Consider the following 12,605-nt stretch of genomic DNA (forward strand, 5'->3'; position numbering starts at 1 on the left):
TAGCGGGAAGGACGCTGTTATGATTCATCTACTATGATTCATTAGCGAGATGAAACACCATCTCGGTGTACCCAGTTCAGCGATACCCTGGTCGTGTGCTGGGAGCAAAGGCTAAACTGGGCTATCAAGCGATTCCCGTGGCCCTGAACGTCCGCCTGAAAACACCAATGAGCGACACCATTCTTAACGTCAAGCGCCTTACCGTTCACTTTGACGTTGACAACCAGCAGATTCAGGCCGTCAACGATATTTCATTTCAGGTGAAACGGGGACAAACCCTCGGTATTGTCGGCGAGTCGGGGTCAGGCAAGTCGGTGACGTCGCTGGCGGTGATGGGGCTGGTGCCCAGTCCGCCGGGCAGAGTGGTCAACGGCGAAATTTGGTTTGACGATGGTACCGGCAACCCGGTGGATTTCTGCACCCTGGGCGAGACCCAGCTGCAGCAGTATCGGGGCGGCCGGGTGTCGATGATTTTTCAGGAGCCGATGAGTTCGCTCAACCCGGTCTATACCATTGGCTTTCAAATGGTGGAGGCAATTCGCCAGCACCAGGCAATTTCTAAAGAAGAGGCCCGTCAGCAGGCGATCGCGCGGTTGAAAGAGGTCAAGCTCCTGCCTGCCGATGCTGAAATGGCCGCCACCATCAGGGCCGAACTGCCCCGCCTTGACGACCCATCGCTGCAAGCAGAGGTGGAGCGCCGTCAGCAGGCCATTCTCGATCGCTTTCCCCACGAGTTGTCGGGGGGCCAGATTCAGCGGGTGATGATCGCTATGGCGATCTCATGCAACCCCGACCTGTTGATTGCCGACGAGCCCACCACCGCCCTGGATGTCACCGTACAGGCTACCATCCTCGACCTGCTGCGCGAGCTGCGCGATCGCCGGGGCATGTCGCTGATTTTCATCACCCACGACCTGGGCATCATCGCCGAAATTGCCGACCAGGTGGCGGTCATGTACCAGGGCCGCATTGTGGAAGCGGGGCCGGTGTGGGAAATGTTTGCCCAGCCCCAGCACCCCTACACCAAAGGACTCCTGGCCTGCCGCCCCCAGCCCAACCAGCGGCTGCGCCTGCTGCCTACCGTCTCCGACTTTATGGCGGTAGATTTGGCGGGCACAGAGGTGAATCCCGTGGCAGCCAACGGCGGTCAGCTATTAATAGGCGCGGTTCCTGTGATTCATGAACGGGTGCTCGATGCCGAAGCCCAGGCCCGCTTTGCCCCCCTGACAGAAGCCGAACTGACGGCCCGGGCGGCTACGCTGGCGGCCAACGGTCCCCTGCTGGCGGTGGAAAATTTGCGGGTGGGCTACCCGGTGCGGGGAGTATTTGGCAAAACCCAGCGCCACGTCATGGCGGTGCAGGACGTGTCATTCCAAATTCAAAAGGGCGAAACCTTTGGCCTGGTGGGCGAGTCGGGCTGCGGCAAGACCACCCTCGGTCGTGCCCTGCTGCGGCTGGTGCCCACCATGGGCGGCAAGATCTGGTTTGAGGGCCGCGACGTGCTGGGCCTGGGCTCCTCCCAGCTCAGGCAGCTGCGCCGCGACATGCAGATTGTCTTTCAGGACCCCTACAGCTCCCTCGACCCGCGCATGAGTATTGGGGCCGCGATCGCCGAGCCGCTCAAAATCCACGGCGTGATCAAGAGCCGGCGCAACCAGCGAGAGCGCGTCGCCTACCTGCTCGATCGCGTCGGGTTACCCGCCAGCTGCATGAACCGCTACCCCCACGAGTTTTCCGGCGGCCAGCGCCAGCGGGTTTGCATTGCCCGGGCCCTGGCCCTCAACCCCAAGTTCATCATCTGCGACGAGTCGGTGTCGGCGCTGGATGTGTCAGTGCAGGCCCAGGTGCTCAACCTGCTGAAGGAACTCCAGGCCGAGTTTGACCTCACCTACATTTTCATCTCCCACGACCTGGCGGTGGTGAAGTTCATGAGCGATCGCATTATGGTGATGAACCAGGGCCGGGTGGAGGAAATTGGCCCCGCCGAGCAGGTCTACCGCCAGCCCCAGACCCCCTACACCCAGGCGCTGATCAGCGCCATTCCGGTGGGCAGCCTCGATCGCATTCAGGAGCTGCAGCGCGATCGAGCTTCGGTGGCCTAATTTTCGCAGGGCTTATCCTGGAACAGCAGGGACAGCGATCGCACGACGATGACAAAATCTTTCCTCAGGCCCAAGCTGTGGACGGCGGTGGGGTTGGTAACCATGGGCGGGCTGCTGCGGGTGTCGGTTGATTGGCGGATGTGGGCGCGATCGCTCACCTACCCCGAGCGCCCCATCACCTCGACAGACTGGTACCAGCCCCAGCAGGTGGTGCCCGGCACAGGGCCGCAGTCCCCACCGCTGGCGAGGGCCGAGACGACTGAAATTCCCCGGCCAGCCCTACAGACAGCGCTGGAGTATGCCGAGGCGCAGAACTCGGTGGCGCTGCTGGTCATGCACCGCGATCGCCTGGTGCTGGAGCAGTACTGGCAGGGGCACACCGCCACCGACCGGGTCAACTCGATGTCAATGGTGAAGACCCTGCTGGCGCTGCTGATTGGGGTTGCGATCGACGAAGGGCACATCGGCTCTATCCAGGAGCCTGTGAACACCTACCTGCCCGAGTGGGCAGGCGACCCCAGAGGCAACATTACCCTCGCCGACCTGCTCTACATGCAGTCGGGCCTGCGCAACGACGATCGCACCGACACCCTCCAGTCTGACCTGGTGCAGCTCTACGGCGGCTCCGATGCCCACAAGCTGGCCCTGGGCATTCCTGCGGAAGATCGCCCCGGTGTGGCCTTCGACTACAACAATTTCAATTCGCAACTGCTCAGCCTGGTGCTGGAGCGGGCCACGGGAGAACCCTTTGGCGACTACCTGAGCAGTCGGCTCTGGCAACCCCTGGGGGCAGGGGACGGGTTTCTCTGGCTCGATCGTCCGCAGGGTAACGCCAAACCCTTTTGCTGCTTTTTCGCCACGGCCCCCGACTGGGTACGGCTGGGGCAGATGCTGCTGCACGAGGGACAGGTCAACGGCAATCAGCTAATTCCCCAGGGCTGGATTCAGCAGATGCTGGTGGAGTCGCCGCTGGAGCCGACCTTTGGCCTGCACATCTGGCTCAAGGCCCGCACCGCCGACTACCCCCAGGTGAACCAGGCCGCGTCAGCCCCCTTTGCCGCCGCCGATACCTTTTACCTGGACGGTCGCCATCAGCAGCGGGTCTACGTCGTTCCCTCCGAGGAGTTGGTGATTGTGCGAATCGGTGAAGACCCCCCCGCCTGGAACGATGCGGTGATCGTCAATGCGATTGTCGCGGGGCTGCGGGAAGGGCAGGGGCGATAACACCATGGGGCGTGCCCCCAGTCGTCTTTCCAGGCGTGTCCCCAGAGGAAAAATAGGAAGCTTTGGTTTTCCTTAAGGCCAATTGGCCCGAAGGCCAGGTGTGGTTTACTAGCAATCTCCATTGCAGTAACTGTTGCCAATGCTACCGTCTCCCGATTCAGATTTGCCGTTGTCCCCCCGCACCCGTCGCCTGCTGCAGCGGATTGCTCTGGTGGTAGCACTGTCCTGTTTTTTGGGGCTGCTGGCGACTACCGCAGGGGGCGCGGCACCGTTGATATCCTCAGCCTCTACCGATGGTTTAACGGCAGTCACAGTTTCGCCTTAGCACGCGGCGGACGGCGGTCCTGGGATGGGCAGCTCCGGCTAGAGTTGCTGCCGTCTATTGGACAATTGGCGGGTTAAATCGAGGTGGCCCAACGAAAGCTTGCGCTGGTCAGCCGTGGCGTCCAGGCGCAAACCTGTGGTGGCGTCTGGCGGGGGCGGGCTGAGGCTTACCCCACCCGCAACAACAACTAAAACGGTAGCAAAGACGACCGCGATCCCCCTGAATACCGCAGTAGATCGGGCCTCAGAGCGGGCAAAGTTTTCCTGGGCACTCCTAACTTCCTGTGGCACAATACCCAGCGGAGCATTGCAGACCAATGGGTGACCCTGCGTCGCCCGCGACAGACCTCTCTGTCGCTGATGTTTATCTAAAGGAAAGCAAGGGTGTTCCCTATGTCTTCTACCGAATTTTCCGCTGTTCTGACCGCTGACCAAGATTTTTTCAACGAAGAAGAAGCCGTTGTTGACTTCACCCCTGGGGGCGCGTTCTTCGGCTCCAACAGCGTGCTCAGCCTGCTAGCCGCTTTTGACCCCAGCTTTGCCGGCCTGGTGGCTGACGTTGCCGCCGACCTGCCCAACACGACGGGCCAGGTGACCGTTGCCAATGGCCTGTTTGACGTCAACCTGCTGCTGTCCGACGGCTCCGCTGTGACTGGCAGCTTTGATGCTCCCGCTACTCTGCAAACCTACGCCGAACTGGCGGCGGTTTCTGAGGGCACCGTCACCCTGACAGGCGGCATTCTGGAGGCCGCGATCGCCACCGAAGGTCAAACGGCGGTGTTGCCAGGGTTTGACCTGGCGGCCCTAACCGGCTCCCTGGTGCTGGAGGCCATCAACGCTATCGATGCCACCATACCCCTGACCAACGGTGCCTTTGCCCTGGATCTGGCCACGGCCCTGGGACCGATTAGCGGCACCATCGATGTGGGCGGGGGCGACCTCAACCTCGACCTGACCACTCCCTTGGGCCAACTGGTCGCCAACATCGGCTTTGCTGCGGATGCCATTTTCCCCTTTACGGCTCCGGTGCCGCTGCTGGGGGACATCAACGGCGCAGTTGATTTCAACAGCGGCAACATTGTTGCTGACCTGGGGCCGTTTGGCGATCTAGCCGTGCCCATCTCAGCTCTGAGCGGGTCGCTGACCCTGACCGACGGATTGGCCAACCTGGCGGCCACCCTGCCCATTGGCGCGGGTCTCAGCCTGCCGATCGCCAGCGACATCGAGTTTGGCCCCCTGGCCAGCCAGTACGTCGCTGACTTTGTCCGGGATCTAGATGGTACGGGCATCCTTGCCGACGGCATTCTCGACGCCAGCATCACCAGCTCCTTCGGCCTGTTTGAAACCAGCTTCGACGTGGTGGCCTTTACCACCCAGGGGGCCGACTTCTTTGCCGGCATCGACGGTGTGATCGACTTCAGCGGCGGCATTGCCTCTGCGTCGTTGACCACACCCCTGGGCGACATCAACGACAGCTTTGACCTGGTGACTGTGGCCCCCGCCCTGGAGGCTCCTATCGCAGAGGTGTTCTAGCGTAATCGCTCAGACCTTGAATCAAGGGTGTCTCCAAAGAGAGTGCGATCGCCCTGGGGCCTTTCCCAGATCGCATTCTCTTTTTTTTGCCCAACTCCGACTAATCCGAAATCCTGCCGCTATCAATCCGACTAAACGCCCTGGGGTGTTTCTTGCCAGAGCTGGGTGGTCTGGCGCAGGCTGCGGAAGTCGCCGTTGCCGATGATCAAATGGTCCAGCACCGGCACCGCCAGAATTTGTGCCCCCTGCAGGAGCTGCCGGGTGAGGGCCAGGTCATCGGGAGACGGCTCAAGGTTGCCGGAGGGGTGGTTGTGGGCGACGATGCAGCGCACCGCCCCGTGGCGAATCACGGTTTTAAAGATTTCGCGCGGATGGGCCAGGGTTTCGGTGGCGGTGCCAATGGTGATCACCCGGGTACCCATCAGGCGGTGGCGGACGTCGAGCAGCACCACGGCAAAGCGTTCCTGGGCCTGCCACATCAGGTCGTGGCTGAGGGCGGCGGCGGCGATCGCCGGATCGTCCACCACGGTTTGCTCCGGTGGAATCGCCTGCAGCACCCGTTTACCGAGTTCAATGGCGGCTAAGATGGTGGTGGCCTTGGCGGGGCCAACGCCGTCAATGGTGGTCAGGTCGTGGGCCGACACATCCCGCAGGGAGGTGAGCGGATCGCGCTGATTTTGCCCCATTTCCTGCAAAATCAGCTGGCCCAACCCCACCGCCGACAGCTTGCCCGGTCCCTGACCTGTACCCAGCAAAATGGCCAGTAGTTCTGCGGTTGAGAGGCTTTTTGCCCCGTAGGACAGCAGCCGTTCCCGGGGGCGATCGCTAGACGGAAGGTCTAGCACACGCACATGGTAAGTCATGGTGGCACCTCTGATAGCTGGGCCAGAGGCCCCCCTCTAGTAAGCCCAACGGCTGGACACAATTCACCCGCTGCCACCGACTACCAGGAGTTAACGATGACCACCTCCCCTGCCTTTCCCGCCGCCGCCGATATCGCCGCCATTCGCCAGCGGCTGAATCAGTTTAGCTGCCTTACCACCTCGCCTGCCCTCAGCGACAGCGAAGCGACCCAGGTGCAGGCCGACCTGGGCCACTTCAATGAGTGGTCTGACTACCAGACCCTGGGCATTTGCGCCGATTCTCTGGGGGAGGGCAAACAGGCGCTGGAAAGTTTCTTAGCCGCCCTCGGGGTAGAAGTCAGCCTTGAGCTGCCCCACCGAGACGGTGCGGTCTATCTCAAGTTCAACACCCTCAAGGGAGCCTGGTACCTGGATGACTATAGCGGCCCATCGCGGGGGGTGCTGATCACCTTCCACACCTCGGATCCTGAGGTAGCGGCGGTATCGGGCACCTACGGCCCTTTTCCGCTGAGCTTGTACAGCCAAACCCAGAATCCCTAGGTCATGACCGATTCCCCTGAAGCGATGGCTATACAACATAAAAGGAAGAGAAAGCCATAGCCAAAAGACTGGCTAGAGCAGCGGTTGTACGCCCCGAAACGCCTCAATATTGATCTGCTGGAGCCGTTCGTAGGCGCGATCGATGGTGCGCTGGCCGCGCAGAAACCCGGTGCTGGCCCCGGGGCACAGGTGAGCCAGGGACTCCGCAGAGTAGCGAGTTTTTAGCTCCTCAACCTGCTGGAGCTGACGGGGCCAGTGAAAGGTCTTGGCCAGGCGCAGGGGCTCTGGCTCGCCCGCTCGGTTGGGCAGCAGGTGCCGCCCGGTAAACAGCACGCCGCCGTGGGCGCTGTAGTAGAGGCAGGCGGAACCTGGGGAGTGACCCGGCGTCCAGAGCGCTTCTAGCTGGGGGGTGAACCTGAAGCTGTGGTGAAAGGTGGTGGTGGGCGTATCGGGCAGCAGGTAGGCCTCCTGTTCTTGAATCACTACCTCACAGTTCAACGCTTTGTGAATTGCTGCGGTTCGCCCAAGGCCGCCCCTATGGGTGATGAAAAGTCGCTGCACACCGCCGCGAGCGGTCAACCACTGGCGATGGCCCTCGTCCCAGGCCGGGGCATCGACCAGGAGATTGGCCGGTTGGCCCTCAGGGGTGTTGTCTACAATAAAGTAGGCGGTGGCTCCCTGGGTATCGCGGTTGGGAGGAAAGGCATATACAGTGTCGAACACCAGGCGCGGAGCCTTGGGGCTAGGCGATGGAACCGGGGTTAAAGCTGCTGTCATGGGTGCAGGAGAAGGGGTGAGAAACACCTTTGAAACGCCTATACTAACTGAACCCCGCCCCGGCTGTCTGGGCAACCGCCCCTGGAATGATGGGGGTAGGCCTGGTCCACCAGGCTTGTTGCACCCTGGTGTCATACCCTTAAACTGCCCTGGCTAATCGTTGCACTCCACTGGCTACTCAATGGTGTTCTTCTGGCTTTTGATTCTCGGTCTGGTAACCTATGTGCTGCTTCAGCGCCGCGTTAGCCGCATCACCCGTACCCCCGTGTGGCTGCTGTGGCTGGTGATGATGCTGCCGGCCTTTATTCTCACCGGCTGGGTAATCGCCAACGGCAGTGAAGAACCTGCCCCTACAGCTCTACTGCTGGGACTGTTTATTGCCTGCCCCATTCTGTACTGGGCGCTGATTCAAAAGGGGCGAATTTCGGTACCTGAGAAGGCTAAGTCCGAAGCCGAGGCGACCGAGGTGAAGCGGGCGATCGCGCCCCCGCCCAAGCCCACCCTGCGCCCCATCGACAAAGACGAAGAGGCGATGCTCCAGGGCTGCTTTCCGTGGTCGGTGTACTACCTGCAAAACATTGAGTACCGTCCCCAGGCGATGATCTGCCGGGGGCATCTGCGAGCGTCTCCTACCGTGGCCTACGACACGGTGCGGGACAACATTCGCCGCCACTTTGGCGATCGCTTTTTGGTGCTGTTTCAGGAGGGGCTGCAAGGCAAGCCGGTGTTTGCCCTGGTGCCCAACCCCCAGGCCGAGAAGGGCGATCGCCCCCAAACCCTGACCCGTCCTGGGCTGGCCCTGGGGCTGCTGCTGGTGACGCTCTTTACTACCACCGCCGTGGGCACCTACCTGGCCGGGATCACCGAAGATCAGCTCCAGGCCACGCCCGCGCTGATTTTGCAGGGGCTGCCCTACGCCCTGGGCCTGTTGGTTATTTTGGGCTGCCACGAGATGGGCCACTACCTGGCCGCCCGTCGCTACCGCATGCAGGTAACGCTGCCCTACTTTATTCCGGTGCCGTTTTTCCTGGGCACCCTGGGGGCCTTTATTCAAATGAAGTCACCGGTGCCCAATCGCCGCGCCCTGTTTGATGTCGGCATCGCCGGGCCGCTCTCGGGGCTGGTGGTGGCGGTGCCCCTTTTGCTGTGGGGGCTGAGCCAGTCTACGGTGGTGCCCATGCCCGAGGACGGCTCCAGCCTGCTGAACTTTGAGGCCCTCGACCCCAAGGCGTCGCTGATGCTGACGCTGCTCTCCAAGCTGGTACTGGGGGCTGAGGTGGCCGCCGATCAGGCGATTCATCTGCACCCGATCGCGATCGCGGGCTGTCTGGGCCTGGTCGTTACCGCCCTCAACCTGATGCCCGTGGGCCAGCTCGACGGCGGGCACATTGTCCACGCCATGTACGGCCAGCGGGTGGGCAGCGTGGTGGGTCAGGTGGCCCGTCTGCTAGTGTTTGGCCTGGCCCTGGTGCACCCCGAGCTGATGATCTGGGCGATTCTGCTGTTCTTTATTCCAGCCGCCGACCAGCCCGCCCTCAACGACGTCAGCGAACTCGACGACCGCCGCGACTTTTTGGGGCTGCTGGCCTTGACACTGTTGGTTATGATTGTGCTGCCAGCACCGGGCATTCTCACCCGGCTGCTGTACTAGCCCCAGGGCTGCCTGTTGTTTTGGTTACCCGCCATGTCCCAAGACTTGACCCAGTGGATTACGGAGGTGCGCACCCTCCAGCGGCAGCTGGCCGACACCCAAAAGGAGCGCGACCAGGCCTACAACAGCGCCGCCAACTGGCGCCGTCTCTACGAGACCGAAGCCCGCCAGCGCCGCGAAGACCAGGCTGAATTTGAGACCCAGCTCGAAGTGCTCCAGGCCCAGATCGCCAACGACCCCAACCGCAGCCTCGATCGCAACCTCGCCGCCGCCGACTCGCTCCAGGGGCTACAGCAACAGCTCGATGGCCTGGTGCAGCGCTGCCAGGAATTGACCGATCGCCTCCAGGCCGAGCAGCAGGCCCACGCCCACACCCGACAAACCCTCACCTCCGCCCTCGGCGACACCTTCGACACCCTCAAGTAGCGCCCTTCCTCACGGCCCGACATGCCACGACAAAACCCGGGGCTCCTTTGAATTAAGCCAAGCAGAATGGCCATTCATAATTACCCTGGGTTTTGTTGTGGTTCCTGATTAGGTCAGGGAGGATGGTTCGTTGGGCCGCTAATTGATGACAGCCCCTAGCCCCCCGCCACGAAGATGTAGCGCAGCAGGAAGATCGCCGCCAAAATCCACATGCCGACGGTGGTTTGGTTGGTTTTGCCCTGGAAGGCTTTGATTAGCGGAAAGGCAATCAGGCCCATGGCCAGACCCTCGGCGATCGAGAACGCCAGCGGCATCATCAGGATGGTGAGAAAGGCCGCGATCGCATCGGCGGGTTCATCCCAGTCAATGTTCTTGGCCCCCGACATCATCAGCACCCCAACGATGACCAGTGCCGGAGCGGTGGCAAAGGCGGGAATGCCCTGGAGCAGCGGAATAAACAGCACCGATGCGAAAAACAGCGCCGCCGCCACCAGGGCCGTAAACCCGGTACGCCCGCCCTCGGCAATGCCCGAGGCCGACTCGATGTAGGTGGTCACGGTGGAGGTCCCCAGCACGGCCCCTGCGGTGGTACCCACGGCATCGGCCATAAAGGCCTTTTCCACCCGCGGGAATGAGCCGTCCTCCCGGATATAGCCCGCCTTGGACCCCAGGCCGGTCAGCGTGCCGATGGTGTCAAACAGATCCACAAACAGGAAGACGAAGATAATGCTCACCATCTCCCAGAAGTTGATGCGGAAGAGTTCGCCCAGCCCCACAAAGGCCTGACCAAACAGGTCGGTGGGGGCCTGGGGTACCGCCATCAACCCGCTGGGCCAAGGGGACACGCCCAATACCCAGGAGAGAATGGCGGTGCCCAGAATGCCCCACAGCAGCGCCCCGGTCACCCGACGGGCAAAGAGTGCCCCGGTAATGGCCAGGCCCAGCAGGGCCATAGCGGGCTCGGGCGCTCGCAGGTTGCCCAGGGTGGTAAAGGTCGCCTCTGAGGGCACAATAATGCCCGCCCCCTTGAGGGCGATGTAGGCAATAAACAGCCCAATTCCGGCGGTGGTGGCGTGTTTCACCGCATCGGGAATCGCCGCTACGATCTTGCTGCGCAGGTTGGTGATGGTCATGAGGATGAAGATAATTCCCTCAATGAACACCGCCGCCAGGGCCACCCGCCAGTCGATCCCCAGACCGAGCACCACGGTAAAGGCAAAGTAGGCGTTGATGCCCATGCCCGGTGCCAGGGCAAAGGGCAGCTTGGCGTAGAGCGCCATAATCAGCGTGGCCAGGGCGGCAGAAAGGCCCGTGGCCACCACCAGTTCGCCAAACAAATCTCCCGACTCGTTCAGAAAGACCGCATTGGACAAAATGGCCGGATTCACAATCAGGATGTAGGCCATGGTCACAAACGTGGTCAGCCCGGCCAGCGCCTCGGTGCGAAAGCTGGTGCGATGGGCGGCAAAATCAAAAAACTCCGCAATTTTGTTGCCTGGCCCCGCCGTAGGGGGCGACTGGGGCAGTTGTTCAGTCGGCTGGGTCACAGTAGCACTCCTTGTGAATGGATAGATGGTTGGCCGATATAGACCCACAAGGCCAATAGTCTCAGCCCCCAGTCCACGACATCTACCCCGTTCAATCTGTTGTCTGTGCTACAATTGCCCATTTTTGACGCATACTGTAACGTCCTTAGCCTCTGCCTTTCGGCAGAGCTAGGTCCACAGCGCATCTGGTCTTCAAGGACATCGGGGGGGCATTCGGGGGCGGAACTGGCCGGGCTCACTTGCGCCAGGGCCAGCGTGTTCCCATTTCGGTTGCCGCCGACCAGACCAGGTAGAGGGCTAGCACCCCAACACCAATCAAAAAAGGGGCAAAGTCATCGGGCATCGTCATGCAGGATTGAAACAGCTTCGGGGCGCGATCGCAGGCTTCGAGTCCGGGGTCTGAACCCCAGCACCAGTAATTCTGAAATCCAGGGCCTGAAACAGATGTTCAGCCAGTACGGAGAGGGTGGGATTCGAACCCACGGTCCTTTTGGGACATCCGATTTCAAGTCGGACGCATTCGACCACTCTGCCACCTCTCCAGGGGGGGATGACTGCTACCAGGGCAGTACTTCTAATCTGTTATATCACTCCGCTGGCCTCTGTCGGGGGGCGTGCTTGCCTGCTGACTAAACTACCCCATGCCTGTCGAGGGTGTGACAGACAATTCACAGGCACACCGCCGACCTTTGAAATCGCCTCCCTTCGTCACAATGTTTCACATTAATCACGCTTAATCTTTGGAGCCACAGCGCCACTGTCCCATAGCCTGAACGGCTTACCGGTGGCCATATCATGTCGGCCTACTACTAAACGCTAATGAGTCAATCCATGTTCTCGACCTGGCCTGTTTCCCTTAGTGCCCCTAAGTCTGCTGTCAAGCCTGAACAGTTGACCAGCACAGAACTGGTAGCCCTTTGCCAGCAGCGGCTGCGGCCCGAGCGAACCATGTTCGCCGAACTTCTGCGCCGCCACCAAAGTCATGTAGATAAGCTGCTCTACCACCTGGCCCCCGATTGGACAGACCGGGCTGACCTGGCCCAGGAGGTCTGGATTCGGGTGTACCGCAACATGCGTCGATTAAACGACCCGGCTAAGTTCAAAGGCTGGCTGGGCCGCATCACCACCAACTTGTTTTACGACGAACTGCGTCGCCGGAAGCGCAACCGAGCTACCCTCTCCCTCGACGCCCCGCTGGCGTTGGAAGATGGCAGCATTGACTGGGATGTTCCCGCCAGTGCTCCCGGACCTGTGGACACCATGATGACGCGGGAATTTTACGACCAGCTGCACCGCGCCATTGCCGATCTGCCCGAGGTATTTCGCACGACCATTGTGCTGCGGGAGATCCAGGGCCTTTCCTACGAAGAGATTGCCGATATGACCGGCGTGTCTTTGGGTACTGTAAAGTCTCGGATTGCTCGAGCCCGGCAACGTCTCCAGGCTGATTTGCAGCCCTACCTGGGCTACTAACCTCAATTTATCAAAGGTCCGTCGGTAGGGTGCTCTGCCAATTCCTGTCTACCATTTGCGAACCAACAATATCCCGGCGGCGCAAGCGTAGAGAACTTTGTAACCTCTTAAACCTTTCCCTCCGGCTTCTATCTAAGGAATTATG

At 61.2% G+C, this 12,605-nt stretch carries 10 protein-coding genes and 1 tRNA gene; 7 read left to right on the forward strand and 4 right to left on the reverse strand.

Annotated features, from left to right (window positions below; genetic code table 11):
* Positions 1 to 167: 167 nt before the first annotated feature.
* The 3 genes from NF78_RS22330 (at position 168) to NF78_RS22340 (ending at position 5,183) form a co-directional block, all read left to right on the forward strand.
* A complete protein-coding gene (locus tag NF78_RS22330; protein WP_035991753.1) occupies positions 168 to 2,102 on the forward strand; it encodes an ABC transporter ATP-binding protein in 1,935 nt (644 codons plus the stop codon).
* A gap of 48 nt (positions 2,103 to 2,150) precedes the next feature.
* Complete coding sequence (locus NF78_RS22335) at positions 2,151 to 3,326, forward strand: serine hydrolase domain-containing protein (protein ID WP_052050844.1); 1,176 nt, start codon at positions 2,151 to 2,153, stop codon at positions 3,324 to 3,326.
* A gap of 717 nt (positions 3,327 to 4,043) precedes the next feature.
* Positions 4,044 to 5,183, forward strand: coding sequence for a hypothetical protein (locus NF78_RS22340; RefSeq protein ID WP_035991755.1), 1,140 nt, complete (start codon positions 4,044 to 4,046; stop codon positions 5,181 to 5,183).
* A 131-nt stretch (positions 5,184 to 5,314) separates the two neighbouring features.
* Here NF78_RS22340 and radC read toward each other — a convergent pair whose 3' ends face one another.
* Entirely contained in the window at positions 5,315 to 6,046 is a 732-nt protein-coding gene (radC, locus tag NF78_RS22345; RefSeq protein WP_035991758.1) for a RadC family protein, read from the reverse strand.
* Positions 6,047 to 6,142: 96 nt separating this feature from the next.
* On the opposite strand from radC, the gene NF78_RS22350 reads away from it, so the two are divergent.
* Positions 6,143 to 6,586 carry a DUF1824 family protein gene (locus tag NF78_RS22350; RefSeq protein ID WP_052050845.1) on the forward strand — a complete coding sequence of 148 codons (444 nt, stop codon included), beginning with the start codon at positions 6,143 to 6,145 and terminating at the stop codon, positions 6,584 to 6,586.
* A 72-nt stretch (positions 6,587 to 6,658) separates the two neighbouring features.
* Here NF78_RS22350 and NF78_RS22355 read toward each other — a convergent pair whose 3' ends face one another.
* Complete coding sequence (locus NF78_RS22355) at positions 6,659 to 7,363, reverse strand: hypothetical protein (RefSeq protein WP_035991760.1); 705 nt, start codon at positions 7,361 to 7,363, stop codon at positions 6,659 to 6,661.
* Positions 7,364 to 7,544: 181 nt separating this feature from the next.
* On the opposite strand from NF78_RS22355, the gene NF78_RS22360 reads away from it, so the two are divergent.
* Together NF78_RS22360 and NF78_RS22365 are read left to right on the forward strand one after the other, a co-directional pair.
* Positions 7,545 to 9,014: a site-2 protease family protein gene (locus NF78_RS22360; RefSeq protein ID WP_035991762.1), complete on the forward strand. Its 1,470-nt coding sequence runs from the start codon at positions 7,545 to 7,547 to the stop codon at positions 9,012 to 9,014.
* Between the two features lie 33 nt (positions 9,015 to 9,047).
* Positions 9,048 to 9,440 (forward strand): hypothetical protein, encoded by a 393-nt coding sequence (locus tag NF78_RS22365; RefSeq protein WP_035991764.1) that lies wholly within the window; start codon positions 9,048 to 9,050, stop codon positions 9,438 to 9,440.
* A gap of 155 nt (positions 9,441 to 9,595) precedes the next feature.
* On the opposite strand, the gene NF78_RS22370 is transcribed toward NF78_RS22365, so the two are convergent.
* Complete coding sequence (locus tag NF78_RS22370; RefSeq protein ID WP_197064942.1) at positions 9,596 to 10,987, reverse strand: NCS2 family permease; 1,392 nt, start codon at positions 10,985 to 10,987, stop codon at positions 9,596 to 9,598.
* 458 nt (positions 10,988 to 11,445) lie between these two features.
* Positions 11,446 to 11,529 (reverse strand) — tRNA-Ser (locus NF78_RS22375).
* A 349-nt stretch (positions 11,530 to 11,878) separates the two neighbouring features.
* Here NF78_RS22375 and NF78_RS22380 point away from each other — a divergent pair.
* On the forward strand, positions 11,879 to 12,460 hold the full coding sequence (locus tag NF78_RS22380) for a sigma-70 family RNA polymerase sigma factor (protein ID WP_318655501.1): 582 nt from the start codon (positions 11,879 to 11,881) through the stop codon (positions 12,458 to 12,460).
* Positions 12,461 to 12,605: the final 145 nt, after the last annotated feature.

Source organism: Leptolyngbya sp. KIOST-1, assembly GCF_000763385.1.
Taxonomy (GTDB): domain Bacteria; phylum Cyanobacteriota; class Cyanobacteriia; order Phormidesmidales; family Phormidesmidaceae; genus Nodosilinea.

Excerpts from the sequence above, each read along its gene's own strand:
- NF78_RS22350 (WP_052050845.1), top strand. The coding sequence starts at position 6,143 with ATGACCACCTCCCCTGCCTTTCCCGCCGCCGCCGATATCGCCGCCATT.
- NF78_RS22335 (WP_052050844.1), top strand. The coding sequence starts at position 2,151 with ATGACAAAATCTTTCCTCAGGCCCAAGCTGTGGACGGCGGTGGGGTTG.
- NF78_RS22355 (WP_035991760.1), bottom strand. The coding sequence starts at position 7,363 with ATGACAGCAGCTTTAACCCCGGTTCCATCGCCTAGCCCCAAGGCTCCG.
- radC (WP_035991758.1), bottom strand. The coding sequence starts at position 6,046 with ATGACTTACCATGTGCGTGTGCTAGACCTTCCGTCTAGCGATCGCCCC.
- NF78_RS22340 (WP_035991755.1), top strand. The coding sequence starts at position 4,044 with ATGTCTTCTACCGAATTTTCCGCTGTTCTGACCGCTGACCAAGATTTT.
- NF78_RS22365 (WP_035991764.1), top strand. The coding sequence starts at position 9,048 with ATGTCCCAAGACTTGACCCAGTGGATTACGGAGGTGCGCACCCTCCAG.
- NF78_RS22330 (WP_035991753.1), top strand. The coding sequence starts at position 168 with ATGAGCGACACCATTCTTAACGTCAAGCGCCTTACCGTTCACTTTGAC.
- NF78_RS22360 (WP_035991762.1), top strand. The coding sequence starts at position 7,545 with ATGGTGTTCTTCTGGCTTTTGATTCTCGGTCTGGTAACCTATGTGCTG.